Origin of the sequence: Pectobacterium brasiliense, from assembly GCF_016950255.1 — a bacterium.
In the GTDB taxonomy this organism is placed as follows: domain Bacteria; phylum Pseudomonadota; class Gammaproteobacteria; order Enterobacterales; family Enterobacteriaceae; genus Pectobacterium; species Pectobacterium brasiliense.
In genome coordinates, this window is the sequence record NZ_JACGFN010000001.1 from 191,801 (window position 1) to 216,381 (window position 24,581).

Sequence of the window (24,581 nt, forward strand, 5' to 3'; positions counted from 1 at the left end):
CTGTGAAGATGACGTTTTTAATGAGCGATTTCTTCAATAAATGTAAACCTTGCCACGTTTTTTTGCACAAACACGGCCTGCCGCCTAAATTTACAGGACTTTTGTTGGATGGAGACAACGCTATGCCTTATCGCCTGATGCCTCGCAATTCTGCTTCATACACCCTGTTACGACGATTTTCTGCTGCGCCACATTGGCTGCTGCTTAGCGCAACGCTTCTGTTTTCCAGCCAGCTCTTAGCGGCGGAACCGAAAGTGACGGAATTGCAGGATAAGCTGGATCACCCGTGGTCATTAGCGTTTTTGCCGGAAGATCAGGGAATTCTGATTACGGAACGCGCCGGGAATTTGCGCTTATGGAAAGCGGGCAGCGCGCTGTCTGCGCCGATAGCCGGCGTACCGAAGGTCTTTGCTAAATCACAGGGCGGATTGCTGGAAGTCGCGCTATCACCGGATTTTGCGCAGAATCGACGCATCTACCTGAGCTTTGCCGAAGAAGGGAGCGAGGGTAAAGCGGGGACCGCTGTCGGCTATGGCAAACTTTCCGAGGATAATAAGCGGTTAGAGAATTTCACGGTCTTCTTCCGTCAGGAACCGAAGCTGTCGACGGGTAACCACTTCGGCGGCAAGCTGGCCTTTGATCGACAAGGGCATCTGTTTATCGCACTGGGCGAAAACAACGAACGCCCGACAGCACAAGATCTGGATAAATTACAGGGCAAAATTGTTCGTCTGACCGCGGAGGGTAAAGTACCGTCCGATAACCCGTTTGTGAACACACCTAACGCACGGCCGGAAATCTGGTCTTACGGACATCGCAACCCGCAGGGATTGGCGATTAATCCGTGGTCTGGCGTGCTGTGGGAAAATGAACATGGCCCGAAAGGCGGCGATGAAATTAACATTCCCAAAGCGGGCGAAAATTACGGCTGGCCGATTGCAACGCATGGCATTAACTATTCTGGGCTGAAGATTCCAGAAGCGAAAGGAAAAGAGATTGCCGGTATGGTGAATCCCGATTTCTATTGGGAGAAGTCACCGGGCATCAGCGGAATGGCCTTCTATAACAGCGATCGTTTCCCGCAGTGGAAAAACTCAGTCTTTATCGGCGCGCTGGCAGAGAAGAACCTGATTCGGTTGACGCTTGATGGCGACAAAGTCGCGTCCCAAGAACGCTTGCTGGGCGACCGCGGTGAACGTATCCGCGACGTAAGACTGGGGCCAGACGGCTACCTCTATCTGCTGACCGATCACGACAATGGCAAATTGCTGAAAGTCGGGCTGGAGTAATAAATCAGGCACCTTACGGTGCCTGCTTGACTTAAGACAGCGGAATCATGACGTGCTTTTGATATGCCGGGCGTTCGGTGAGTTGCTGATACCAGCGTTCCAGATGAGGATGCGACTGTTGTTCAATCGGCATATTCAGCCAGCCGTAAGCAATACAGCCTAGCGGAATATCGCCAATGCCGAATTGATCGCCGGATAGCCAAGGCTGATTAGCCAGCACGGTATCCACAATATCGAACAAACGTTCGCATTCGGCGATGCCTTTCTGTACCAATGCGGTATCGCGTTTTTCCGGTGGCGTACGCACGATATTAATGAACACTGGCCCGAAGGAGAAGGCGAGAGAGGTTGCCCAGTCCATCCATTTTTCGGCACTGGCGCGCTTGCCCGGATCGGCAAGATACAGCGAATCCTGACCGTACTGTGCCGCCAGATAACGTACGATGGTATTCGATTCCCACAGCACCAGATCGTCGTCACGTAAACAGGGGATGAGGCCATTAGGATTCATCGCCAGATAGTCGGCTTCATGGTTAAGACCAAATTGTCCGCCTGCCACAATATGCTGATAAGGCAGCGCAAGTTCTTCCGCACACCACAGGACTTTCTTTACGTTGGTCGAGTTATCACGACCCCAAATCGTTATCATAGTTGCCCCCTTTCTTCGTGAAGCCTGCCCCGGTTATCCGCGACAGTCGATGAGAAATAATGATATGCCTTTTTAGTCTTTATGATTTAACTCGTCATTCTTAATAATGACAGCAAGTTACATTCAGACAGGAAAGTTACACAATGACATTGACGCATTCTGTTCGCGCCGCGCTGGGCATCACACTGCTTGCCGCCGGTATGCAACTGGCGCTGGCCAGCAGCGATCCACAAACGATCACGTTTGGCGTAGCACCCGGGCCGTATGGCGACATGGTGAATCTGGCCATCAAACCTGAGCTGGTGAAAAAAGGCTACAAGGTCGTCGTGCGTGAATTCAGCGATTACGTTCAGCCCAATCTGGCGCTGGCCAACGGCAGCATTGATGCCAACCTCTTCCAGCATACGCTGTATCTGGAAAAATTCGCCGCCGATAAAGGGTTAAAAATTTCCCCACTGATTACCGTACCGACAGCCAGCATGGGCTTCTACTCGAAGAAAATCAAATCGCTGGATGAGCTGAAAAAAGGAGACGTGGTCACGCTCTCTAACGATGCCACTAATCTGGCGCGCGGTCTGCGTTTCCTGCAATCGATAGGGTTGGTTACGATCAAAGCCGATATCGATCCGACCAAAGCATCTGAGAAGGATATTCTTGAAAACCCGCGCGGCTTGGTCTTCAAACCGATGGAAGCTGCGCAGTTACCCCGCACGCTGGATAGCGTGACGGCATCGCTGGTGAACGGTAATTTTGCGCTGGCGTCCGGAATGAAACTGTCATCGGCTATCAAGCTGGAAACGCTGGATGAGAACCTGAAAAATATTATTGCTGTGCGTACCGACGATCTCGATAAGCCATTTGTTAAAGATACCAAAGCGATTGTGGAATCACCGGCGTATGCTGCGGTGATCAACGATCCGGCGTTGATGTATAGCCAGTTCCAGAAACCAGAGTGGATGCAGGCGAAAACGCCAGCGCCCACACAGTAAGTTTTAGGCTACATAGAATATCTTTTGGCCGGTCTATGACCGGCTTTCTTCTTTTCCGCTCAGGCCAGGAGTTTGCGGATAATGATTCAGCTAGAAGGGGTAAGCGTTGACTTCTCACAAGGGAAGCAACCAGAAAACCGCGCGGTAGACAGCGTGACGTTGCACATCCAACGGGGCGAGGTCTACGGGATTGTCGGCACTAGCGGCGCGGGGAAAAGCACGCTGCTGAGGACCATTAATCTCTTGCAGCGACCGACTGCGGGTCGCGTGCTCGTCAATGGCGTGCTCATCAGCGAATTAGCGGGGCAGCCGCTGCGAGAACAGCGCCAGAAGATCGGCATGATCTTTCAGCATTTCAACCTGATGCAGACGCGTACCGTGGCGGAAAACGTGGCGTTCAGCCTGAAAGCCGCTGGGAAATCCAGCGCGGCTATCGCGGCGCGCGTGCCGGAAATCCTGAACGTGGTAGGGCTGGCGGATAAAGCGTCGTCTTATCCGACGCAGCTCAGCGGCGGTCAGAAACAGCGTGTAGGTATCGCCAGAGCCATTGCCAACGAGCCCGAAGTGTTGCTGTGCGATGAGCCAACGTCGGCGCTCGATCTGGAAACCTCAGCCGCTATTCTGGCGCTGTTGAAAGAGATTAACGAGACTCTGGGCATTACTATCGTGCTGATTTCTCATGAGATGAGCGTGATTAAGGCCGTCTGCGATCGCGTGGCGGTAATGACGGGTGGGCGGGTTGTAGAAGAGGGGGATGTTTTCGATATCTTTGCGACGCCACAGCACGCATTTACGCGTCAACTGGTATCCCACACGCTCGATCTTGCATTGCCGCCTCGCTTGTTGGTGGATTTACAGGGCACATTACTGAAGATTCTGTTCGTTGGCGAATCGGCGGAGCAACCCGTGCTGTCGGACGTGGCGACGCGTTTTGGCGTGTCCGTTAACATTCTGCACGGCAAGATCGAATACATTGGTAATCGTGCGCTAGGCATCCTCGTCGCGCTACTAGCTCATCCATCCGACCCCGAAAAAGTGACTGAAGCCGTAGAACATATTCAGGTAAGAACAGCGAACGTGGAGGTGCTACATGGCTGATTTATGGATCGATCTGGTTGCGGCGTTTGGCGAAACGTTCCAGATGGTGGGGATCTCCACGCTGCTCGCCGTGATTGGCGGTTTACCGCTGGGGCTGCTCATTTACGTCACTGACAGGAACCTGTTCTGGCAAAACCGCGCCGTTTATCTGTTTGGCACGGTGCTGGTGAATATTATCCGTTCTATTCCTTTCGTGATTCTGTTGGTCTTGCTGCTACCGCTGACGCAGCTTCTCTTAGGCAATACGATTGGGCCTGTAGCGGCCGCGGTGCCGATGTCGGTCGCCGCGATCGCGTTTTATGCGCGTTTGGTGGATAGCGCGCTGCGTGAAATCGACCCCGGTATCGTGGAAGCGGCCGAAGCATTTGGAGCCAGCCCGATGCGTATTATTGGCACGGTGCTGCTGCCAGAGGCGAAAGCGGGACTATTGCGTGGCCTGACGATCACGCTAGTGAGCCTTATTGGCTATTCGGCGATGGCGGGTATTGTCGGCGGCGGTGGAGTGGGGGATTTGGCGATCCGCTTCGGCTATTACCGCTATGAAACCGAGGTGATGGTGATTACGGTTATTGCGCTGGTTATTCTGGTACAGGTGGTACAGACGTTGGGTGACTGGCTGTCAAAACGTGCTGATAAGCGCGAACGCCGCTAAGGGGATGTCCATCACTGGCACGGGGGAGGCTACGCAGCCACGTCCCTCGTGCTATCCGTTATTTTTCTGGTAGTCCTGCTGTCTGCATTTTCAGACATTCCTTAATTCCCCTAAGTCCTTTTTTTATCTGCGTTTTTTTAGAAGCTTTCATTTCTTTGACTATCTTTACAGAATGAACGGTTTTCATCCCAGAGATGACGCGTTACCTTTATATGTTGCTAAAGTTTTCAAAACATATTGAAAATTAAGAATTTTTAACGACTGATGGATATCGCGGCGAACTCATGAAAACAACTCCTTTTCTGACCAGACTCACGTCTTTCTCTGTAGGTACGGTATTGCTTGTTGGTTTAGTGCCATTCACCTATGCGGAACAGTTGCCAGCGGTACCGCAGATTGATGCTAAAGCCTATATCCTGATCGATCACCACAGCGGTAAAGTGCTGGCGGAAAGCAATGCTGATGAGCGTCTTGACCCTGCCAGCCTGACAAAGATTATGGCGAGCTATGTGATTGGGCAGGCGATCAAATCCGGTAAAATTCGTCCGACGGATGAAGTGACCGTCGGAAAAGATGCCTGGGCAACCGGTAATCCGGCGTTGCGTGGCTCGTCGCTGATGTTCCTTAAGCCGGGCGACCGTATCCCCGTTTCTGAGTTAAATAAAGGCATTGTCATTCAGTCCGGCAATGATGCCAGCATCGCGCTGGCGGATTACGTCGCGGGTAGTCAGGATGCGTTCGTTAGCCTGATGAACAATTATGCGAAGGCACTTAACCTGACCAATACGAATTTTCGGACCGTGCACGGTCTCGATGCGCCAGGGCAGTACAGCACCGCACGTGATATGGCGCTGTTAGGGCAGGCGCTGATTCGCGATGTGCCGGAAGAATACGCGTTGCACAAGGAAAAAGAGTTCACCTTCAATAATATTCGCCAGCCTAACCGCAACCGTCTGCTGTGGAGCACTAACCTGAATGTGGACGGTGTGAAAACCGGCCACACCAGCGGGGCAGGACACAATCTGGTGGCCTCGGCCACCGAAGGCAATATGCGCCTGATTTCCGTGGTGCTGGGCGCGCAAACGGATGCCATTCGCTTCCGTGAAAGTGAGAAACTGCTCACCTGGGGCTTCCGCTTTTTTGAAACGGTAACGCCTATCAAGACGGATGCGCCTTTTACTACGCAGCGGGTCTGGTTTGGTACTGAGAAAGAGGCGCGACTCGGCGTCGCACAGGATGCTGCACTGACCATTCCGAAAGGGCAAATGAAAAACCTGAAGGCCAGTTTTACGCTAAATCAGCCGCAGCTTTCCGCACCACTGACCAAAAATCAGGTTGTCGGCACTATCGACTTCCAACTGGACGGTAAGAGCGTCGGGCAACGCGAACTGGTCGCGATGGATGATATCCCTGAGGCTGGTTTCTTTAGCCGCCTCTGGGATACGGTGATGATGAAGGTGCAGCAGTGGTTCGGTGGGCTATTCAGCTAAGAGTCTATCCCATTAGGGCTATTTTATTTGCCATTTTGAACCTGGGCAGTGCTCAAAATCCTCACGTACTACGTGTACGCTCCGGTTTTTGCGCGCTGTCCGTGTCCAAACTGGCTGCACCAATAACGCCTACTCGGACAGACTCTAATTTCCAGGGTGGATTAACTGAATACTGTTATTGGAAAAATAGCGTAAATAGGCGTCGCTAGGGGCGCTGTCGGAAATGACGGTGTCAAACAGCGTCATCGGGCCAATGCAGGCGCGTTTAATCTGACCGAACTTGCTGCTGTCCGCCACTAGAATGATTCGCTGTGCGGTTGCCATCGCGCGTTGCTTCATGCCCAGTTCGGCAAAGTTAAAGCAGGTGGCTCCCGCGCTCAGTTCGATACCCGCCGCAGAGATAAAGGCTTTGTTCGGACAGACGTTGTCCAGCTCGCTTCGCTGGCTGAGCGGGGTAAAAATCGCGTTATCTGGATGGTATTCCCCGCCGCACAAAATCACTCTGCACGCCTTTTTTTCCTGTAGTGCTAAAAAGGTGTTCAGGGAATAACAAATCGCGGTAAAGGGCAACTCATCAGAAATGGCATCAATGATGAAAGGAATTGTGGTGCCACAGTCGAAAAAAACGGTATCGTTTTCTTCCACCAGATAGGCAGCTGCAGTACCGATAGCCTGCTTCTCTCTTACGTGCTTGGTCTGCTGGTCGGAGACAAAATAGTTCGTGACACCGTTATTCTTCAGGTCGCTAACCACGTAGCCGCCGAGCAGCATGACGCTGGTGGGATCGGCATTCAGATCGCGGCGCACGGTCATCTCGGACACGCCGAGTAGCTGTGCGGCGTCTTTAAGATGGAGTTTATCGGTTTTCTTTAATGCCTGAGCCAGTCTGCCGATGCGTTCGTCGCGCCGCGTTTCCATAAAATTCCCTGCTAGTAAGCTATTTTTGTTGTTAGTAGTTTCCTGCTGCGGCAGCTTCACCTGAAACGATAGCGACGCCTGAACTGGTGCCGATACGCGTGGCGCCTGCTTCAATCATGCGTTGTGCCGTTTGGCGATCGCGAACCGCGCCGGATGCTTTGACACCCATTTCGCTACCGACGGTGTTACGCATCAGTCGAACGTGTTCTTCACGTGCGCCGCCGGTGCTGAAACCAGTAGACGTTTTGACGAACGCGACATCCAACTGACGACACATTTCACACACCAGGACAATCTGTTCGTCGTCAAGCAGACAGGTTTCCAATATTACCTTCAACGGTATAGCGGCGCAAACCTCACGCACGGCCTGAATATCCGCCTGAACGGCGGCAATTTTCCCGCTTTTCAACCAGCCGACATTAATCACCATGTCGATCTCCTGAGCACCGGCATCAATTGCCGCTTTTGCTTCAAAAGCCTTACTGGCAGTCAGGCCTGCTCCGAGAGGAAAACCGATAACAGAGCATACCTGCACGTCCGTGCCTTTCAGCTTTTCGGCGACTAAGGGAACGTAACCTGAATTCACACAAACGGCATAAAAACGGTGTGCTACCGCTTCATCACACAGCGTGATGATTTGCTGTTCGGTGGCATTGGCGGCCAGCAGTGTGTGGTCGATATAGCGTGCGTAGTCAGTCATGGTAAATCCTCGGTGGTATCGATAAAAAATCAGATGGTGCGATTATGACACTCAATGATTGAAATGTCACAAAAATAACAAAAAAATTAATTTATGTTATTTTTATAACAAAAAATGAAGTGAATGTGATAACAGATGCATGAAGAGTAAGAAGATGAGGTGTTTTGGCTAACGTAGAGCGGAAAAGAAAACGCCCATCGTTCTTGAACCTGAAAGGCGGGAACGATGGGCTCCTCAATAAGGGGAATCAAAGAAAAGCAGTGGCACTTATTCAGACTGTAGGGCAAAGAAAAAGTTCTGGCTTTGAGAAAATAATATTGACGATTTTTTACACTTTCTCAGCCAGGCAGTTCAGGCCAGATAACCACGATCAGTGAACCTGCTAAGGTGAGTAGCACGTTAGCGATAGCATAGGTACCTGCATAGCCGAGCGCAGGGATGTTACTGCGTGCTGTATCGCTGATAATTTCCATCGCGGGGGCGCAGGTTCGCGCCCCCATCATGGCACCAAACAGCAGCGCACGGTTCATTTTCAACACATACGCACCAAACAGAAAGCAAATCACCACCGGCAGCAGGCTAACGATCAGCCCTGAAACCAGCATCTGAATACCAACCTCGCCCAGGCTGCTGTTGATGGTGCTACCTGCACTCAGGCCAACGCCAGCCATAAAAACCATCAGACCGAATTCTTTGACCATGTTAAGCGCGCCTTGCGGAATATAGCCGAAGGTCGGATGGTTGGCGCGCAGGAACCCCAGCATGATACCGGCGAACAATAATCCAGCCGCGTTACCGATGCCAAAGGTGAAGTTGCTGAATTGGATGGTGATCAGCCCGACCATCACGCCGATGACGAAAAAGGCGCAGAAGGCCAGTAGGTCTGTGACCTGGCTATGAATAGAAATGAAGCCGATTCTGTCAGCAATGCTTTTTACCCGGCGGGCGTCACCGCTGACCTGCAAGACATCGCCTTTATTCAGCACGACGTTATCGTCAATCGGCATTTCAATTTGGCTACGGACAATACGGTTGAGGAAACAACCGTGATCGGTCAGCTTCAATTGGCTCAGGCGTTTGCCGACGGCATTGTGGTTCTTGACGACAATCTCTTCCGTTACGATGCGCATATCCAGCAAATCGCGGTCGAAAACTTCCTTGCCATCGCGGAAATTGGAGTTCAGGCGAGAATGGGCGTCTGGATAGCCGACCAGCGCGATCTCATCGCCGATTTGCAAGACGGCGTCACCATCCGGGTTAGCCAAAATCCCGTTGCGTCGGATGCGCTCGATGTAACAGCCAGTCTGGCGATAAATCCCCAGCTCACGCAGATTCTTGCCATCTGCCCAGTCAACCAATTCCGGCCCGACGCGATAGGCGCGAATCACTGGCAGGTACACTTTTCTCTGGCTGTCTGGGTCTAATCCACGCTCGCGTGCAATCTGCTGAGCGCTGGTAGGCAAATCCTGATGCTGGAGTTTGGGCAGGTAGCGTGCGCCAAAAATGAGGCTGACCAGCCCGACCAGATACGTCAGCGCATAGCCCAAACTCAGATGATCTTGCTCGATACCGAGCTGATTACCCAAGCTGGCAGTGTTACGCAGCGTGTCGCCCGCACCGACCAGCACCGGCGTTGAAGTCATGGACCCGGCCAGCATCCCTGCCGTCAGGCCAATTCCCCAACCAAAGAATTTGCCTAAGCCTAACGCCAGTAACATAGCACTGCCGACCATCACCAGCGCCAGCATGAAATAATTCTTTCCGTCGCGGAAGAAGATAGAAAAGAAATTTGGCCCAGCTTCCACGCCCACGCAAAAAATAAATAACATAAAGCCGAGGCTCAGCGCTTCGGTATTAATCGAAAAATGCTGTTGGCCGAGTAATAAAGAAACAACTAAAACTCCAATAGAATTACCGAGTTGTACTGGCCCGAGGCGCAATTTCCCCAGGCAGAGTCCTAATGAAAGAACCACGAATAAAAGTAGAATGTAATTCCCATTTAACAAATCAGCGACGTTTATATTCATGGAATGTAACTTGTTGTTTACCAGTAAGTTCTTGATGTTATTCATTATAGCGGCTAGATTTAGCCATGAAATGCATGAATTCCCGTGACGGTATCAATATGCGTCAGCTGAAAGGAATCAGCCTCGTTCAGTATAATTTATCCGATAAAAATTGTTCAGTGTAATTATTGTTTAATTTAATGATTGTGGTGCCGCTGCTGAAGAAATGCGTTGGGTTGTCATCTTTTTCTGTGGACAGCCTGCGTGTCGAATAAATCGTAGCGAAACCGCATGTTTTTCATATCGGGGAATAGATACACCAATCATTTTTACCATGCCGCATATTTTCGGTATCTGGTTGATGCAGGTTGGGAGGCATATTGAGTGAGGGCGATTTATGGCAAGAAATAAAGGCTGGGTTGGTGCGACCTGCTGTTTTTTATTGTTCACCGTCGTGTTTCTGAGTCAAAAGATTGAGGTATCAGAGGTTGCGGTGGGTGATGGGCTGCGCGGTAGCCCAGGAATGTTGCTTTTTCTGCTGCCCGGTATGGTGGCCTGTTTTCTTTCCGCGCGCGGTCGCTTGCGTTACCCGCTGTTTGGCGCGCTCGCGGCAATGCCCGTGTGTTTGCTGATGCTCCACCTGTGGAATACGCCCATGCGCTCTTTCTGGCAGGAGCTGGCCTACGTAATGAGTGCCGTCTTTTGGTGCGTGCTGGGTGCAATGGGCGTGCTGTGTTTGCGTAGCCTTTATCGGCGCTATCTTCGCTGACGGACGCGGTTTCGAACCCATAAAAAAGCGCGGACTGTCGCCGCGCTATTGTTTTGTCAGTTCGATGATCTAGGTGTTCTGTCAGTGTGATGATTATGACTGGAACAGAGCCAGATGCTCTTTAGCATAGGCTTCAAAATCGGTGCAGCCGCCGATGTGTTTTTCATCCAGGAAAATCTGCGGTACGGTTTCAACCGGCTTTCCTACCGTCTTGGACAAATCTTCTTTCGAAATGCCTTCTGCGTGAATGTCTACATAGCGGAAGCTGAAGTCATCACGTTGCTCGGCCAATTTCTCTGCCAGTTCTTTCGCACGTACACAATAAGGGCAAGCGGGGCGCCCGAAAATTACAGCGAACATGTAAACTCCTTTGTAAAATTAGAAAAATGTTCTCATTCTTGAAACGGATAGCGTGACGCCTATTACAGACAAGGTCACTGCTAAAAATGTTACGGTTAATGAGGTTACTGCGAATTGCGCTACTATACCGAAATTTATCAACACTATGCCCGTATTCATTGATGAAAAAAAGTAGTCATTACCTGTTACAACGATTTGCTGAAGCTATTAGGTGGTGGGGTAATGCAGATTCCGCCCGAGCTACGATATAATTTCGTCATACTTCAAGCTGCTTATGAGATGTACTTTACCGACTGAAGGATGCCAGTGTGACACCAACGATTGATTTGCTACAGCGCCACCGTTCTATTCGCGCGTTTACGTCTCAGGCCATAACGGATGAGCAACGCCACGCTATCATTACCGCCGCACAAAGTGCGTCCAGCTCCAGCTTTTTACAATGCAGCTCAATTATCCGTATCACCGACCCTGCGGTGCGTGAAACGCTCGTTCACTATACTGGCGAGCAAGGTTATGTGGCGCAGGCGGCAGAATTTTGGGTCTTTTGTGCCGATTTCCATCGGCATGTGGCGATCTTCCCACAGGCAGAAACCGGGCTGGCTGAGCAATTGCTGATTGGCTGCGTCGATACCGCGCTCATGGCGCAGAATGCACTGATTGCCGCCGAGTCGCTGGGGTTGGGTGGGGTATTTATCGGCGGGATCCGCAACCGCATCGCTGACGTGACGCAGTTGTTGCAACTGCCAACGTTAGTTCTGCCGTTGTTTGGTCTGTGTCTGGGGCATCCAGACGCGGAACCCATGCTGAAACCGCGCATGCCAACCGCGATGATGCTGCATGAAAATGTCTATCAGCCGCTCGACCGCGATGTGCTGGCGCAATACGACCAGCAGATGGTGGAATATTATCTGCAACGTACCGATAGTCGTCGTGAAAGCTGGAGTGAGCACGTGGAACGGACGCTGAAAAAAGAGTTACGTCCATTCATGCTGGACTACTTGCATCAACAAGGATGGGCGATACGTTAGTATCCGTAGGATATTTATGAAGATAGCCATTCTGTCTCGTGATGGGGCGTTATATTCCTGCAAACGTCTGCGTGAAGCGGCTGAGGCGCGCCAACACAGCGTTGAGATTATCGACCCGCTTTCCTGCTACATGAATATCAATTCGGCGGCACCGTCGGTGCATTACCGCGGGCGTCGGCTGGATAAATTTGATGCGGTTATTCCGCGTATCGGCTCACAGATCACATTTTATGGTACGGCGGTATTGCGCCAGTTTGAAATGCTGGGCAGCTACCCGCTGAATAATTCAGTCGCCATTATTCGCGCCCGCGACAAACTGCATTCATTGCAACTGTTGGCTCGTGAGGGAATTGACCTGCCGATTACCGGATTTGCTCATTCGCCGGATGATACTGGTGATTTGATTGCGATGGTGGGCGGTGCGCCACTGGTTGTAAAGCTGGTGGAGGGCACGCAGGGAATCGGGGTGGTATTGGCCGAGACGCGACAGGCCGCGGAAAGCGTGATTGATGCCTTTCGCGGGCTGAATGCACACATTTTGGTGCAGGAATACGTGCATGAAGCGCAGGGTAAAGATATCCGCTGTTTTGTGATCGGCAACCGCGTTGTGGCTGCGATTGAGCGACAGGCGAAAGCGGGGGAGTTCCGTTCAAACCTGCATCGCGGTGGGTCGGCAAATAAAGTGAAAATTACGGCGCAGGAGCGTGCGATTGCTATCAAGGCGACAAAAACGCTGGGGCTGAATATCGCGGGCGTTGATATATTGCGTGCCGATCGGGGGCCGCTGGTGATGGAGGTCAATGCCTCGCCGGGGCTGGAAGGAATTGAAACGACGACCGGACTCGATATTGCTGACATGATGATTGAGTTTATTGAGCAAAATACCCAGAGGCGCTTCGCACTATCGGCAACAATAAGCAAAAGTTAGCTTTCTGAAACAGAGGCCGCGCCGTAAAATACGGCGTTCCTTATTTTGGCGTGTAAGCACCGGACCGCGCCGCTATCCGGTGCGTCATCATGCCGTGGAACGAGGAAAGCGGGCGGCGGGGCGCTTTTATCATGGCATCGTCGCGCAATATTCCGTAAGCTATGTGCCGTTTTTAAGGCTGTTTCTGTTTTAACATCGCTTCTGTGTAAACGGTGTTTTCTTTTCAACAACGCTGTCTGTACGGCGGCAGGTATGAGGCAAACATGATGGATTCACTCATCGTCCCGGATTTGGCTATGCTACGGCGGTGGCTGGATCAACTGAACATTCTGTATTTCGAATGTGATTCCTGTCAGGCGCTCCATCTTCCTCATATGCAAAATTTTGATGGCGTCTTCGATGCGAAAGTTGATCTGGTAGATAACGTGATTCTGTTTTCTGCCCTTGCCGAAGTGAAGCCCAGCGCGTTGATTCCTCTGGTTGGCGACCTGAGCCAAATTAATGCCAGCTCGTTGACCGTTAAAGCATTTATCGATGTTCAGGATGATAATCTGCCGAAACTGATTGTTTGCCAGTCATTCAGCGTGGCCGCTGGCATGACGCTGGAACAATTCAGACATTTCATGCAACAGTCCGAAGAACAAATCTCAATGGTGATCCTTGAGGCTGGTGCTAATAATCTGCTGTTTATCGGTGAGGAAGAAGAGGGCTCTGCTGCCAGAGTCAACACCTCACATCTGCACTGATACGGTTGCTGCCAACGGCAGCAATTGGTTTTACTTATTTTCCTTTCACCGCCATTTATTCTGGTTATTTCGCATTATTGCCAGATATTTCTCTTTGTTTGCCGCTAAACGCCTTCATCACATCGATAAAATGTGAATAAATAATCGTTAAAACCCATTTTTTACGTTCAAGTATGGTGCACACGATGTTGTGGGGTTATGCTTTATTCCTGTAAGACACAGACAGCGAAATCAGGGCTATGTGTGTGTCTGGGCGAATAAAAATCGGTGCATACTCATTCACCGGTTGGCGAGCGCGACAGGACATATTTTGTATCGGAACGATACAGATACTCTTTCATGAATCACCCCCTTGTATGGAGGAAGGAACGGATGTTCACCCAACGTAAAAAATGGCTATCGGGTGTTGTTACCGGCTTGCTGATGGCCGCGTCCGTCACCGCATCTGCGGAAGAGAAAACGCTGCATGTTTATAACTGGTCCGACTATATCGCACCGGACACGTTAGCTAATTTCCAGAAAGAAACCGGTATTAAGGTCGTCTATGACGTGTTTGACTCCAACGAAGTGTTGGAAGGCAAGCTCATGGCGGGCAGCACGGGTTTTGATCTGGTCGTGCCTTCTGCCAGCTTCCTGGAACGCCAGCTCTCTGCGGGAGTTTTTCAGCCATTAGACAAGAGCAAGTTACCGAATTACAAAAATCTGGATCCTGAGCTGATGAAGCTGATTGCGCAGCACGATCCAGAGAATAAATATGCCCTGCCTTACCTGTGGGCGACCACGGGCATCGGCTATAACGTTGAGAAAGTGAAAGCCGCGCTGGGTGCCGATGCACCGGTTGACAGCTGGGATCTGGTTCTGAAGCCGGAGAACCTGGAAAAACTGAAAAGCTGCGGCGTCTCCTTCCTGGATGCACCGGAAGAGATCTTTGCAACCGTGCTGAACTATCAGGGTAAAGATCCGAACAGCACGAAACCGGGTGATTACACCACGTCAGCGACCGACCTGCTGCTGAAACTGCGTCCGAGCATTCGCTACTTCCATTCATCGCAGTACATCAACGACCTGGCAAACGGCGATATCTGCGTCGCAGTAGGTTGGGCGGGCGATATCCTGCAGGCTGGAAACCGTGCGAAGGAAGCGAAGAACGGGGTGAATATCCAGTACAGCATTCCGAAAGAAGGCGCGTTGGCATTCTTTGATGTCCTCGCTATTCCAAAAGATGCTAAAAATCTGGATGAAGCCTATGCGTTTCTGGATTACCTGATGAAGCCGGAAGTGATGGCGGGAATCAGTAACCATGTGTATTACGCGAGCGGTAATCTGGCATCCTTGCCGTTGGTGAACGCAGAGATTCGTAATAACCCGGGCGTTTATCCGCCGGCGGATGTGCGTGCCAAACTGTTTACGCTCAAGGTGCAATCTCCTCAGATTGACCGTACTCGTACGCGTGCATGGACTAAGGTTAAAAGCGGCAAGTAGCCTCTTGGATCTGAATCGTTACCCACGCGCTTGACGGTTGCTGGTTTCGGCAACCTGAGAATGGATGGGTATGAAACGTGGCAAAGAACAGGCGGATAATCCGCCTGTTCGCGCTCTTTATTGTGTCACACAGCTGAATGCAAATAACGCCGAATGGCGGCATCTGCGGTGTGGCTTGTTCTGCTTTTGCCGGAGAGCAATGCGAAGTGAATGACGCGATCCCCCGCCCTCAATCAAAACCTCAAAAAGCAGCCACACCGCTGCTGGAAGTGCGTAACCTGACGAAGTCGTTCGACGGTCAGGCCGCCGTCGATGATGTCAGTCTGACTATTTATAAAGGCGAAATTTTTGCGCTGCTGGGGGCATCCGGCTGTGGGAAATCCACGCTGCTGCGTATGCTGGCCGGTTTTGAACTTCCCACGCAGGGGCAGATTTTTCTGGATGGTCAGGATTTGTCGTTGGTGCCGCCTTACCAGCGTCCCATCAATATGATGTTCCAGTCTTATGCGCTGTTCCCACACATGACGGTGGAAAAGAATATCGCGTTTGGTCTGAAGCAGGACAAACTGCCGCGTGCCGAAATCAAAGCTCGTGTGGAAGAGATGTTGTCGCTGGTGCACATGCAGGAGTTCGCCAATCGTAAACCGCATCAGCTTTCTGGCGGTCAACGCCAGCGTGTTGCGCTGGCTCGTAGTCTGGCGAAGCGCCCTAAACTGCTGTTGCTTGACGAACCGATGGGCGCGCTGGACAAAAAATTGCGCGACCGCATGCAGCTTGAAGTCGTCGATATTCTGGAACGTGTGGGCGTGACCTGCGTGATGGTAACGCACGATCAGGAAGAAGCTATGACGATGGCTGGCCGTATTGCCATTATGAATCGCGGTAAGTTCGTACAAATTGGCGAGCCGGAAGAGATTTATGAGCACCCGAACACGCGTTTCAGCGCGGAGTTCATCGGCTCGGTCAATATGTTTGAAGGGATCTTGCAGGAACGTCAGGACGATGCGCTGATCATCAAAAGCCCCGGACTCGTGCATCCGCTGAAGGTGGATTCGGATGTCTCGGTGGTCGATGGCGTTCCGGTCTACATCGCGTTGCGTCCTGAGAAAATCATGCTGTGCGAAGAGGTGCCGGCTGATGGCTGTAACTTCGCGGTAGGGGAAGTGGTGCATATCGCCTATCTGGGCGACCTGTCGATTTACCACGTCAGGCTGAACAGCGGGCAAATCATCAGCGCACAGTTACAAAATGCCTACCGCTATCGCAAAGGCACGCCGACCTGGGGAGATGAGGTTCGGCTGTGTTGGGATGCCGATAGCTGTGTGGTTCTGACGGTGTAGCGAGGAAGAATGTCATGACTTTATTTCCCGAACATAACACGGCGGAACCACCGGGCAAGGCCAGACTCTGGCTCCGTGTACTGATGGCGCGCTGGCGTCAAAAACACGGACGTAAGCTGGTCATCGCGCTGCCATATCTGTGGCTGCTGCTGCTGTTCATGCTGCCGTTTCTGATCGTGTTCAAAATCAGTCTTGCAGAGATGGCGCGGGCGATCCCGCCTTATACCGATCTGGTCTCGTGGCTGGACGGCAAGCTGGATATTTCCCTGAACCTTGGGAACTACCTGCATTTGTTGGACGATCCGCTGTATTTCGATGCCTATATGCAATCGCTTCAGGTTGCTGCTGTGTCGACGCTGTGCTGCCTGCTTATCGGCTACCCGCTGGCATGGGCAGTGGCGCACAGTAAACCGTCAACGCGTAATATCCTGTTGTTGCTGGTGATTCTGCCATCGTGGACGTCATTCCTGATTCGCGTCTACGCCTGGATGGGGATTCTGAAAAATAACGGTATCCTGAATAATTTCCTGCTGTGGCTAGGTGTGATCGATGAACCGCTGGTTATTCTGCATACCAATTTGGCGGTGTATATCGGCGTTGTGTATTCGTATCTGCCGTTTATGGTGTTGCCAATCTATACCGCGCTGATGCGTCTGGACTATTCGTTAGTGGAAGCATCGTTGGATCTCGGCGCGCGACCGCTGAAAACCTTCTTCAGCGTGATCGTCCCCTTAACGAAAGGTGGCATCATTGCGGGCTCGATGCTGGTCTTTATCCCAGCGGTGGGGGAATACGTGATTCCAGAACTGCTCGGCGGGCCGGATAGCATCATGATTGGCCGTATTCTGTGGCAGGAATTCTTCAATAACCGCGATTGGCCAGTGGCATCTGCCGTTGCCGTCGTCATGCTGTTGCTGTTGATTATGCCGATTATCTGGTTCCACAAACATCAGAGCAAAACGGCGGAGGGTGAAGCGTGAATAATTTACCTGTTGTTCGCTCACCGTGGCGTATTGTGATTTTGGTGCTGTGCTTTACGTTCCTCTATGCGCCGATGCTGATGTTGGTGATCTACTCGTTCAACAGCTCCAAGCTGGTGACCGTATGGGCTGGCTGGTCGGCACGTTGGTACGTCGAGCTGTTCCACAATACGGCGATGATCAGCGCGGTGCTCCTGAGCCTGACGATTGCCGCAGCCTCGGCTACGATGGCTGTGATTCTTGGGACGATCGCTGCCGTAGTCATGGTACGTTTTGGCCGTTTCCGTGGTTCTAATGGTTTTGCCTTTATGCTGACAGCACCGCTGGTTATGCCAGATGTAATTACCGGCCTGTCGCTGCTGTTGCTCTTTGTGGCATTGGGGCATGCCATTGGCTGGCCAGCGGAAAGAGGGATGCTCACCATCTGGCTGGCTCACGTCACGTTCTGTACCGCGTATGTCACCGTGGTGATCAGCGCGCGACTGCGTGAGCTGGACCGTTCGATTGAAGAAGCGGCGATGGATCTGGGCGCGAATCCGCTCAAGGTGTTCTTCATTATCACGGTGCCGATGATTGCTCCTGCGCTGCTTTCCGGCTGGCTGCTGGCGTTTACCCTGTCGCTGGACGATCTGGTTATCGCCAGCTTCGTGGCAGGGCCTGGCTCGACAACGCTGCCAATGCTGGTGTTCTCCAGCGTCAGAATGGGCGTTAATCCACAAATTAACGCATTGGCTTCCCTGATATTGTTAGTCGTTGGTATTATTGGGTTTATCGCCTGGTGGTTTATGGCGAGAGCAGAAAAGCAGCGCTATCGTGATATGCAAAAAGCGAGACGCGGCTGATTCGATCTCTCACCGTAATTTGTTAGCCTAGCGAAGATGACCAGCAACGCCGCCAGAGTATGGGGGCGTTGCTGTTTTGTATGGCAATCAAGTTTTGTATGACTATCAAGTTTTATATTGGCATCAGACATTATAGTGATGCTGTATTTTTGGCGGGTAAATACCGCATGAAGGGAGAGCGTTGAAATTCTGTATATGAAGAAGGAAATGACACAACGCAAAGTTTATGCCCCGGTGCCTGTGATGGTGGCGGGGATTGCGATTATTGCTACCCGCATTTTGGGGATTTTGCTGCTTGTATGGGAGCTCGGGTTCAGCGATTTGAGCGGCTGGATTGGCAGCAATGCGGAAGCCTGGGATTCAACACTGGTGCTACTGCTGTCGCTGGTTGTCGTCGGCGTTGAAATTCGCTGTGGCTTTGCCGTTTTGGCCGGTGCGAACTGGGGACGATGGGGTTATGTTGCCTGTCAGGCCGTCGTGGTGTGTTACCTGTTGCTGGCGTCGCTGAGTGAATTTATGCCAGCGATATTCCATATCTCAGGAGAAAACAACGCTGCCGTGCTGCATCAGATCCTGCTGCAAAAGATCCCAGATCTTCTGGTGATTGTTTTACTGTTTCTACCACGACGCAGTAAGCGTTTTTTTATGCGTCAGAAATAGACATTTCTCTCTTATGAGCCACTCTGGCTGCAGGCGTCGCCCATAAATCGGCAAAAGGTCGCGGGGTGACGCTGTCAGGGTGATATAATCCTCGTATTCCGTATTATTTTAATAGTTAGATTTTTATGCATTGTGCCCGCTACAGCACGGGAACCTGTCGTTCCTGCCAATGGCTGGAAAAAGCCTACCCGCAGCAATTGTCTGATAAGCAGCAACATCTTGAAGGGTTGCTGCAACCGCATGCCGTGCAGTGCTGGTTGCCCGTGCAGCCTTCTGTCCAGTCTGCCTTTCGTAATAAAGCCAAGATGGTGGTGAGCGGCAGCGTGGAACGCCCGCTGCTGGGAATGCTACATCGTGATGGAACGGCGGTGGATCTTTGCGATTGTCCACTTTATCCGTCCACCTTCGCTCCGATTTTCGACGTGCTTAAAGTCTTCATTGCTCGGGCGGGGCTGACGCCTTATAACGTGGCTCGACGCCGTGGGGAGCTGAAATATCTGCTGCTGACGGAAAGTACGCAGCACGGCACATTCATGCTGCGCTTTGTCCTACGCTCGGAAACCAAGCTGCCGCAGTTGCGTGCCGCATTGCCCTGGCTACAGCAGCAGTTGCCACAGCTTGAGGTGATATCCGTCAATATTCAGCCCGTGCATCAGGCGATTATGGAAGGGAAAACGGAGATTATCCTGAGTGACGCTGCCGCGTTGGCTGAACAGTTCAACCAGGTGCCGTTGTATATCCGTCCGCAAAGCTTTTTCCAGACCAACCCGCAGGTGGCAGCCGCGCTGTATGCGACGGCTCGCGATTGGGTAGCAGAGCTGAATATTACCAGTATGTGGGATCTGTTTTGCGGGGTAGGGGGTTTTGGCCTGCACTGTGCGTCATCGGAGATGCGTCTGACGGGGATTGAAATCAGCGCCGAGGCGATAGCCTGCGCGCGTCGCTCTGCGGAACAGTTAGGGTTGAAGCAGGTGGAGTTTCAGGCGCTGGATTCCACGCAGTTCGCGACCGCTAAAGCGGAAATTCCGGATCTGGTATTAGTCAACCCACCACGCCGTGGTATCGGCAGTGAACTGTGCGCCTACCTGAGCCGCATGGCACCGGACTATATTCTCTATTCCAGCTGTAACGCTGAAAGCATGGCGAAAGACATGACAGAGCTGACGAATTACCGAGCGCTGCGCGTGCAGCTATTCGACATGTTCCCGCACACGGCACATTACGAAGTGCTGACGTTATTGAAGCGTGAGGATGGCTAAGGCAAAGTCAGGACATCTGAATACTCTATTTACGGTGTTGCCACAGTTGGCGTAAAAAATTGCGCTGAGGTGGGCGTGGCCGCCGGATGAGCGGCATGGACGCCGCGAAAGTCTGCGCCGCGTAAGGAACGCGTCGCAGACGGTCCGAACAGCGGATACGAACGCCGAAGGTAACGCGCAGCGGCGCAATTCACGCCATCAAAGCCAGTGGTCAAGGCGCTGCGGCGTTTGAGCGCGCCTTGTCGGGCGTGTGATGAAATGACATAGAAATGCGGTAATCAATACGCACGAAATCTTTGAACTATCTGACATGGAAGCGTTCGATAACGCGGTGCATTCACACCGCGCAGATCAAACCTTATTGCGGGAACCACTTGTCGTTGATGGTTTTATAAGTGCCGTCCGCTTTGATGGCGTCCAGCGCTTTATTCAGTTTCTCCAACAGCGCTTTGTCATCGGGGCGAACGGCGATGCCCAGCCCAGTGCCGAAGTATTCCGCGTCAGTCACATGCTCGCCAACCGTTGCCAGTTCAGGGCTCGCCTTGATCCACTCGTTGACGACAGCGGTATCACCGAATACACCATCAATACGGCCATTTTTCAGATCCAGTACCGCGTTCTGGTAGCTGTCATAAGAAACAGTTTGCACTTCCGGGTGCTTATCATGCATGTACTTCTGGTGCGTCGTGCCGTTTTCCATACCAATGCGTTTGCCCTTCATCGCGGCAAAGTCGCTGAATTTCCCTTTTTGCGCGATAACCACGGCGGAGTTGGCATAGTAAGGCTGCGTGAACGCGACCTGCTTGCTGCGCTCTGGCGTGATGTCCATACCGGAAATCACGGCGTCATAGCGACGGAATTTCAGCGCAGGGATCAGGCTGTCAAACGCCTGATTGGTGAATGTACAGGTCGCCTGCATTTGCTTACACAGCGCTTTCGCCAGATCCATATCGAAACCGACGATTTCGTTGCTGGCATCCAGTGACTCAAATGGCGGGTAGGTAGCTGATGATGCAAAACGGATGGTGTCTGCGGCGGTGGCGCTGAAGGCGATTCCTGCCAATAACGTGGCGAGCACTAATTTTTTCATTACCTACTCCTGTCTGTTTTTCTTATAGGATAACTGTGCGGAAGGGTTCCGACGTCATGGCGATTACCATGCCACTGATTGAATTTATATGCAATTAAAATGATTAACAAGTCGATTTATTGCATGTTTTTACGTCAACAACGGCCCGTAAGGAGGGCGGTCAGGGATGGCTTGCCATAAAAAAAGCAGGCTATCAAAGCCTGCTTTCTAAGTGGATACATGCAATAAGCATTAATTGCGGCGTTCGAATGCCAGCGAGCGCCGTTCAACCCAGCGCATCAGTAGTGTCAGTAACCCGTTGACGCACAGGTAGATAATCCCTGCTGCACCAAACACCATCACATCATACGTCCGGCCGTACATCAGCTGGCTGTAGCCCATCACTTCCATCAGGGTGATGGTGTAAGCCAGTGAGGTACTCTTAAACACCAGCACCACTTCATTTGAATAAGAAGACAGCGCACGTTTAAACGCAAATGGCAGCAAAATACGTAATGTCTGCTTCTGATCCATGCCCAACGCGGCACAGGATTGCCACTGCCCGGCGGGAATCGCTTTTACCGCACCATAGAACAGCTGCGTAGTATAAGCCGCGCTATTGAGCGCCAGTGCCACCATTGCACACAGCCACGGTTGTGAAAGCAGGTTCCACAGCCAGGGGATTTGCTGGATAGAAGTAAATTGCCCGGGCCCGTAGTAAATCAGAAAGATTTGCACCAACAGCGGCGTACCGGTAAACAGCGTAATGTAGCCTTTCGCCAACAGCGATATGACCGGCGTTTTGAGCGTCAGCACTACAGTCAGCAGCAGCGATAACACCAGCGCCACGACGATGGAGACCGCCGTTAAGGTCAGGCTGGTATGCAGGCCTTTTACTAGCTCAGGTAAATAAGCGAGCATCAGGAAGGCCTCCGCTCAAAACGCGTGGTGCGCAGTTCAATGCGTTTCAGCACGTACTGACTTAACAGCGTAATAATCAAATAGATCGCCGCCGCGACAACGTACCAGGTGAATGGCTCCTGCGTCCGTGTCGCAATGCTTTTGGTTTGCAGCATCAAATCGTTCACGCTGATCAGCGATACTAACGCGGTATCTTTCAGCAATACCAGCCACTGATTGCCTAATCCCGGCAGGGCGTGACGCCACATCTGCGGCATGATCAGACGGAAAAAGATCGCTGCTTTACTGAGTCCCAGCGCCTGACCCGATTCCCATTGCCCTTGCGGGACGGCTTTCAGCGCGCCGCGCAGCGTTTGGGATGCGTAGGCGGCATACAGCAGCGCCAGCGCAATCACGCCGCACAGGAAGGGGCTGATTTCAAACATGCCGATATCCAGTTTTACCGGAATCTGCACGATGAAGAGATTCAGGGTAAATCCGTCTGCCAGCATCATCAGCAGCTGAGAAGAGCCGAAATAGATGAACAGCACGACCAGAATTTCTGGCAGGCCGCGCAACAGCGTCACGACGGCGGTTCCCGTCCAGCTAACGGCTTTCCAGCGGACAGTTTCCCAAACGGCAAACAGCATCGCCAGCACGAGGCCGAGCACCAGTGCACAAACGGCAAGGCCGACGGTCATCCCGGCGGCGCTTGCAAGAGGTTGAAATTCAATCATTGAGCGTCAGATTACTGCTGGAACCATTTTTTGTAGATGGTCTCGTAAGTGCCATCCTGCTTGATTTTGTTGAGCGCTGTGTCGAATTTTTTCAGCAGCTCATCGTTGTTCTGGCGCACGGCGATGCCCAGACCGACACCGAAGTAACCTTTATCCGTCACTTTCTGACCCACGGTTGCCAGCGCATCGTTCTGCTTCAGCCATTCGTTAACCACAGCGGTGTCACCGAACACGGCATCCAGACGACCATTTTTCAGGTCCAGCACGGCATTCTGGTAGCTGTCGTATGGCACGGTTTTGATATCGCTATGCTTTTCCATCAGGTATTTCTGATGGGTGGTGCCATTCTGTACACCAACGCGTTTGCCTGTCAGCGCGGCGATATCGGCAACTTTCCCTTTCTGAGCAATAAACTGAGCGGAGTTGTCATAGTAAGGCTGGGTGAACGACACCTGCTGCTGACGCTCAGGGGTAATGTCCATTCCCGCGATGACGGCTTCGAAACGGCGGAATTTCAGGCCAGGGATCAGGCTGTCGAAGGCCTGATTGCTAAACGTGCAGGTCGCCTGCATTTCTTTGCACAGCGCATTGGCCAGATCGATATCAAAACCCTGTATCCGGTTATTGGCATCGACAAATTCGAACGGAGGGTAGGAGGCTTCGGTTGCGAAACGGATGGTATCTGCGGCGTTAGCAGAGGCGGCACCAACGGCGAATAAGGCTGCAACAATCAATTTTTTCATTATCATTTTCCTGATAGTAATCAATGTGACAAATAACCAGCGAATTCAGGCGTCTGCGGCTGGGTAAAGTGCGTCGCATCCCCTTGTTCAACGATGCGGCCGTTTTCCATATACACCACACGGCTGGCCGTTTTACGGGCAAATTCAACTTCGTGGGTCACAATCACCTGCGTAATGCCAGTTTCTGCCAATTCACGGATGATATTGACGACCTGAGCGGTAATTTCTGGATCCAGCGCGGCTGTCGGTTCATCAAACAGTAGAACCTGAGGTTCCATCATCAGTGCACGAGCAATCGCGACACGCTGTTGCTGTCCGCCAGAAAGATGAAGAGGGAAGCGATCGGCAAAGTCATTGAGGCGCAGGCGCGTCAGCAGCTTGCCCGCTCGCGCTTTCGCCTCTTCCTTACTCAGCCCCAGCACGCGGCAAGGCGCTTCGATCAGGTTCTGCACTACGGTCAGATGCGGCCACAAATTATATTGCTGGAACACCATCCCAACATTCTGACGCAATTCACGGATCGCGCTGTCGGATGGCGTGCGCTGAAAATCAAACTGATTACCGGCGATAGAAAGCTTGCCAGAACGTGGCATTTCCAACAGATTAAGAACGCGTATCAGCGAGCTCTTTCCCGCACCGCTGGGACCAAGAAGCACCAGCGTTTCACCCGCAGGACAATCGAGGGTGATATCAAATAGCGCCTGGTATGTGCCGTAGAAACAGTTAATGCCGTTTAGTTGAATACTCATGCGTAAGAATTGAATAGACATTGATGCGGCGAATGTTAACGTCGGCAGAATAGTTATGCAATCACCGTGGGTTAAAATTTGCCAATAAGCGATTTGTTGGTTAAATAATAGCACAAAATAGTGACTTACGGCTGAGCACGTGCTTCCTCATCGCGATGCCAGCAGAGCCGCGCCCTATATAGCCAATAGCAGTGAAAG

General features: G+C 51.9%; 25 protein-coding genes. 15 read left to right on the forward strand and 10 right to left on the reverse strand.

What is annotated here, in order from left to right:
- Nucleotides 1-122: 122 nt before the first annotated feature.
- A complete protein-coding gene (locus tag H4F65_RS00925; protein ID WP_010277322.1) occupies nucleotides 123-1,289 on the forward strand; it encodes a PQQ-dependent sugar dehydrogenase in 1,167 nt (388 codons plus the stop codon).
- 31 nt (nucleotides 1,290-1,320) lie between these two features.
- On the opposite strand, the gene H4F65_RS00930 is transcribed toward H4F65_RS00925, so the two are convergent.
- Complete coding sequence (locus H4F65_RS00930) at nucleotides 1,321-1,938, reverse strand: glutathione S-transferase family protein (RefSeq protein WP_010277320.1); 618 nt, start codon at nucleotides 1,936-1,938, stop codon at nucleotides 1,321-1,323.
- 143 nt (nucleotides 1,939-2,081) lie between these two features.
- Here H4F65_RS00930 and H4F65_RS00935 point away from each other — a divergent pair, with 143 nt between their 5' ends.
- The 4 genes from H4F65_RS00935 (at nucleotide 2,082) to H4F65_RS00950 (ending at nucleotide 6,167) form a co-directional block, all read left to right on the forward strand.
- The gene (locus H4F65_RS00935) at nucleotides 2,082-2,927 is read left to right on the forward strand and encodes a MetQ/NlpA family ABC transporter substrate-binding protein (RefSeq protein WP_010277319.1); all 846 of its coding nucleotides are present in this window, start codon (nucleotides 2,082-2,084) and stop codon (nucleotides 2,925-2,927) included.
- An 81-nt stretch (nucleotides 2,928-3,008) separates the two neighbouring features.
- Entirely contained in the window at nucleotides 3,009-4,025 is a 1,017-nt protein-coding gene (locus tag H4F65_RS00940; RefSeq protein WP_010277317.1) for a methionine ABC transporter ATP-binding protein, read from the forward strand.
- Complete coding sequence (locus H4F65_RS00945) at nucleotides 4,018-4,677, forward strand: methionine ABC transporter permease (RefSeq protein ID WP_010277316.1); 660 nt, start codon at nucleotides 4,018-4,020, stop codon at nucleotides 4,675-4,677. Before H4F65_RS00940 ends, H4F65_RS00945 begins: the two co-directional genes overlap by 8 nt.
- Nucleotides 4,678-4,961: 284 nt before the next feature.
- Entirely contained in the window at nucleotides 4,962-6,167 is a 1,206-nt protein-coding gene (locus tag H4F65_RS00950; protein WP_010277311.1) for a serine hydrolase, read from the forward strand.
- 144 nt (nucleotides 6,168-6,311) lie between these two features.
- Here the strand turns inward: H4F65_RS00950 and deoR are convergent, their stop codons facing one another.
- The 3 genes from deoR to H4F65_RS00965 all read right to left on the reverse strand — a co-directional run bounded on the left by deoR (nucleotide 6,312) and on the right by H4F65_RS00965 (nucleotide 9,812).
- A complete protein-coding gene (gene deoR / locus H4F65_RS00955) occupies nucleotides 6,312-7,085 on the reverse strand; it encodes a DNA-binding transcriptional repressor DeoR (RefSeq protein ID WP_010277309.1) in 774 nt (257 codons plus the stop codon).
- Between the two features lie 31 nt (nucleotides 7,086-7,116).
- Entirely contained in the window at nucleotides 7,117-7,785 is a 669-nt protein-coding gene (gene deoC / locus H4F65_RS00960) for a deoxyribose-phosphate aldolase (RefSeq protein WP_010277306.1), read from the reverse strand.
- A 338-nt stretch (nucleotides 7,786-8,123) separates the two neighbouring features.
- On the reverse strand, nucleotides 8,124-9,812 hold the full coding sequence (locus tag H4F65_RS00965; protein WP_010277302.1) for an aspartate:alanine antiporter: 1,689 nt from the start codon (nucleotides 9,810-9,812) through the stop codon (nucleotides 8,124-8,126).
- A 376-nt stretch (nucleotides 9,813-10,188) separates the two neighbouring features.
- Between H4F65_RS00965 and H4F65_RS00970 the strand changes: the two genes are divergently transcribed.
- Complete coding sequence (locus tag H4F65_RS00970; RefSeq protein WP_010277300.1) at nucleotides 10,189-10,560, forward strand: inner membrane protein YbjM; 372 nt, start codon at nucleotides 10,189-10,191, stop codon at nucleotides 10,558-10,560.
- Nucleotides 10,561-10,653: 93 nt separating this feature from the next.
- Here H4F65_RS00970 and H4F65_RS00975 read toward each other — a convergent pair whose 3' ends face one another.
- Nucleotides 10,654-10,920 (reverse strand): GrxA family glutaredoxin, encoded by a 267-nt coding sequence (locus tag H4F65_RS00975; RefSeq protein ID WP_010277298.1) that lies wholly within the window; start codon nucleotides 10,918-10,920, stop codon nucleotides 10,654-10,656.
- Nucleotides 10,921-11,228: 308 nt separating this feature from the next.
- On the opposite strand from H4F65_RS00975, the gene nfsA reads away from it, so the two are divergent.
- From nfsA to rlmC, 9 genes are all read left to right on the forward strand, one after another.
- Nucleotides 11,229-11,948 (forward strand): oxygen-insensitive NADPH nitroreductase, encoded by a 720-nt coding sequence (gene nfsA, locus H4F65_RS00980; RefSeq protein ID WP_010277295.1) that lies wholly within the window; start codon nucleotides 11,229-11,231, stop codon nucleotides 11,946-11,948.
- Between the two features lie 16 nt (nucleotides 11,949-11,964).
- Nucleotides 11,965-12,876 carry a 30S ribosomal protein S6--L-glutamate ligase gene (gene rimK, locus H4F65_RS00985; protein ID WP_010277293.1) on the forward strand — a complete coding sequence of 304 codons (912 nt, stop codon included), beginning with the start codon at nucleotides 11,965-11,967 and terminating at the stop codon, nucleotides 12,874-12,876.
- Nucleotides 12,877-13,142: 266 nt separating this feature from the next.
- Nucleotides 13,143-13,622 (forward strand): type III secretion system chaperone family protein, encoded by a 480-nt coding sequence (locus H4F65_RS00990; protein WP_010277290.1) that lies wholly within the window; start codon nucleotides 13,143-13,145, stop codon nucleotides 13,620-13,622.
- 372 nt (nucleotides 13,623-13,994) lie between these two features.
- On the forward strand, nucleotides 13,995-15,104 hold the full coding sequence (potF, locus tag H4F65_RS00995) for a spermidine/putrescine ABC transporter substrate-binding protein PotF (RefSeq protein ID WP_010277286.1): 1,110 nt from the start codon (nucleotides 13,995-13,997) through the stop codon (nucleotides 15,102-15,104).
- Between the two features lie 206 nt (nucleotides 15,105-15,310).
- Nucleotides 15,311-16,444 carry a putrescine ABC transporter ATP-binding subunit PotG gene (gene potG / locus H4F65_RS01000; protein WP_010277283.1) on the forward strand — a complete coding sequence of 378 codons (1,134 nt, stop codon included), beginning with the start codon at nucleotides 15,311-15,313 and terminating at the stop codon, nucleotides 16,442-16,444.
- A 14-nt stretch (nucleotides 16,445-16,458) separates the two neighbouring features.
- Complete coding sequence (potH, locus tag H4F65_RS01005; RefSeq protein ID WP_010277280.1) at nucleotides 16,459-17,424, forward strand: putrescine ABC transporter permease PotH; 966 nt, start codon at nucleotides 16,459-16,461, stop codon at nucleotides 17,422-17,424.
- Nucleotides 17,421-18,266 (forward strand): putrescine ABC transporter permease PotI, encoded by an 846-nt coding sequence (potI, locus tag H4F65_RS01010; protein WP_010277277.1) that lies wholly within the window; start codon nucleotides 17,421-17,423, stop codon nucleotides 18,264-18,266. Before potH ends, potI begins: the two co-directional genes overlap by 4 nt.
- A 207-nt stretch (nucleotides 18,267-18,473) precedes the next feature.
- Entirely contained in the window at nucleotides 18,474-18,926 is a 453-nt protein-coding gene (locus H4F65_RS01015; RefSeq protein WP_039315680.1) for a YbjO family protein, read from the forward strand.
- Between the two features lie 125 nt (nucleotides 18,927-19,051).
- Entirely contained in the window at nucleotides 19,052-20,185 is a 1,134-nt protein-coding gene (rlmC, locus tag H4F65_RS01020; RefSeq protein ID WP_010277272.1) for a 23S rRNA (uracil(747)-C(5))-methyltransferase RlmC, read from the forward strand.
- A 358-nt stretch (nucleotides 20,186-20,543) separates the two neighbouring features.
- Here rlmC and artJ (H4F65_RS01025) read toward each other — a convergent pair whose 3' ends face one another.
- From artJ (H4F65_RS01025) to artP, 5 genes are all read right to left on the reverse strand, one after another.
- Nucleotides 20,544-21,275, reverse strand: a complete 732-nt coding sequence (gene artJ / locus H4F65_RS01025; RefSeq protein WP_010277268.1) for an arginine ABC transporter substrate-binding protein — start codon at nucleotides 21,273-21,275, stop codon at nucleotides 20,544-20,546.
- 231 nt (nucleotides 21,276-21,506) lie between these two features.
- Nucleotides 21,507-22,175 carry an arginine ABC transporter permease ArtM gene (artM, locus tag H4F65_RS01030; RefSeq protein ID WP_010277266.1) on the reverse strand — a complete coding sequence of 223 codons (669 nt, stop codon included), beginning with the start codon at nucleotides 22,173-22,175 and terminating at the stop codon, nucleotides 21,507-21,509.
- Nucleotides 22,175-22,891 carry an arginine ABC transporter permease ArtQ gene (artQ, locus tag H4F65_RS01035; RefSeq protein ID WP_010277263.1) on the reverse strand — a complete coding sequence of 239 codons (717 nt, stop codon included), beginning with the start codon at nucleotides 22,889-22,891 and terminating at the stop codon, nucleotides 22,175-22,177. Before artQ ends, artM begins: the two co-directional genes overlap by 1 nt.
- Nucleotides 22,892-22,902: 11 nt before the next feature.
- Nucleotides 22,903-23,634 carry an arginine ABC transporter substrate-binding protein gene (gene artJ / locus H4F65_RS01040; protein ID WP_010277261.1) on the reverse strand — a complete coding sequence of 244 codons (732 nt, stop codon included), beginning with the start codon at nucleotides 23,632-23,634 and terminating at the stop codon, nucleotides 22,903-22,905.
- Between the two features lie 20 nt (nucleotides 23,635-23,654).
- Nucleotides 23,655-24,383 (reverse strand): arginine ABC transporter ATP-binding protein ArtP, encoded by a 729-nt coding sequence (gene artP / locus H4F65_RS01045; protein ID WP_010277260.1) that lies wholly within the window; start codon nucleotides 24,381-24,383, stop codon nucleotides 23,655-23,657.
- Nucleotides 24,384-24,581 lie beyond the last annotated feature (198 nt).

What these genes read in the sequence shown, in the direction of transcription:
- H4F65_RS00925 (WP_010277322.1), top strand. Translation starts at nt 123, where the DNA reads ATGCCTTATCGCCTGATGCCTCGCAATTCTGCTTCATACACCCTGTTA.
- H4F65_RS00930 (WP_010277320.1), bottom strand. Translation starts at nt 1,938, where the DNA reads ATGATAACGATTTGGGGTCGTGATAACTCGACCAACGTAAAGAAAGTC.
- H4F65_RS00935 (WP_010277319.1), top strand. Translation starts at nt 2,082, where the DNA reads ATGACATTGACGCATTCTGTTCGCGCCGCGCTGGGCATCACACTGCTT.
- H4F65_RS00940 (WP_010277317.1), top strand. Translation starts at nt 3,009, where the DNA reads ATGATTCAGCTAGAAGGGGTAAGCGTTGACTTCTCACAAGGGAAGCAA.
- H4F65_RS00945 (WP_010277316.1), top strand. Translation starts at nt 4,018, where the DNA reads ATGGCTGATTTATGGATCGATCTGGTTGCGGCGTTTGGCGAAACGTTC.
- H4F65_RS00950 (WP_010277311.1), top strand. Translation starts at nt 4,962, where the DNA reads ATGAAAACAACTCCTTTTCTGACCAGACTCACGTCTTTCTCTGTAGGT.
- deoR (WP_010277309.1), bottom strand. Translation starts at nt 7,085, where the DNA reads ATGGAAACGCGGCGCGACGAACGCATCGGCAGACTGGCTCAGGCATTA.
- deoC (WP_010277306.1), bottom strand. Translation starts at nt 7,785, where the DNA reads ATGACTGACTACGCACGCTATATCGACCACACACTGCTGGCCGCCAAT.
- H4F65_RS00965 (WP_010277302.1), bottom strand. Translation starts at nt 9,812, where the DNA reads ATGAATATAAACGTCGCTGATTTGTTAAATGGGAATTACATTCTACTT.
- H4F65_RS00970 (WP_010277300.1), top strand. Translation starts at nt 10,189, where the DNA reads ATGGCAAGAAATAAAGGCTGGGTTGGTGCGACCTGCTGTTTTTTATTG.
- H4F65_RS00975 (WP_010277298.1), bottom strand. Translation starts at nt 10,920, where the DNA reads ATGTTCGCTGTAATTTTCGGGCGCCCCGCTTGCCCTTATTGTGTACGT.
- rimK (WP_010277293.1), top strand. Translation starts at nt 11,965, where the DNA reads ATGAAGATAGCCATTCTGTCTCGTGATGGGGCGTTATATTCCTGCAAA.
- H4F65_RS00990 (WP_010277290.1), top strand. Translation starts at nt 13,143, where the DNA reads ATGGATTCACTCATCGTCCCGGATTTGGCTATGCTACGGCGGTGGCTG.
- potF (WP_010277286.1), top strand. Translation starts at nt 13,995, where the DNA reads ATGTTCACCCAACGTAAAAAATGGCTATCGGGTGTTGTTACCGGCTTG.
- potH (WP_010277280.1), top strand. Translation starts at nt 16,459, where the DNA reads ATGACTTTATTTCCCGAACATAACACGGCGGAACCACCGGGCAAGGCC.
- H4F65_RS01015 (WP_039315680.1), top strand. Translation starts at nt 18,474, where the DNA reads ATGACACAACGCAAAGTTTATGCCCCGGTGCCTGTGATGGTGGCGGGG.
- rlmC (WP_010277272.1), top strand. Translation starts at nt 19,052, where the DNA reads ATGCATTGTGCCCGCTACAGCACGGGAACCTGTCGTTCCTGCCAATGG.
- artJ (WP_010277268.1), bottom strand. Translation starts at nt 21,275, where the DNA reads ATGAAAAAATTAGTGCTCGCCACGTTATTGGCAGGAATCGCCTTCAGC.
- artM (WP_010277266.1), bottom strand. Translation starts at nt 22,175, where the DNA reads ATGCTCGCTTATTTACCTGAGCTAGTAAAAGGCCTGCATACCAGCCTG.
- artQ (WP_010277263.1), bottom strand. Translation starts at nt 22,891, where the DNA reads ATGATTGAATTTCAACCTCTTGCAAGCGCCGCCGGGATGACCGTCGGC.
- artJ (WP_010277261.1), bottom strand. Translation starts at nt 23,634, where the DNA reads ATGAAAAAATTGATTGTTGCAGCCTTATTCGCCGTTGGTGCCGCCTCT.
- artP (WP_010277260.1), bottom strand. Translation starts at nt 24,383, where the DNA reads ATGAGTATTCAACTAAACGGCATTAACTGTTTCTACGGCACATACCAG.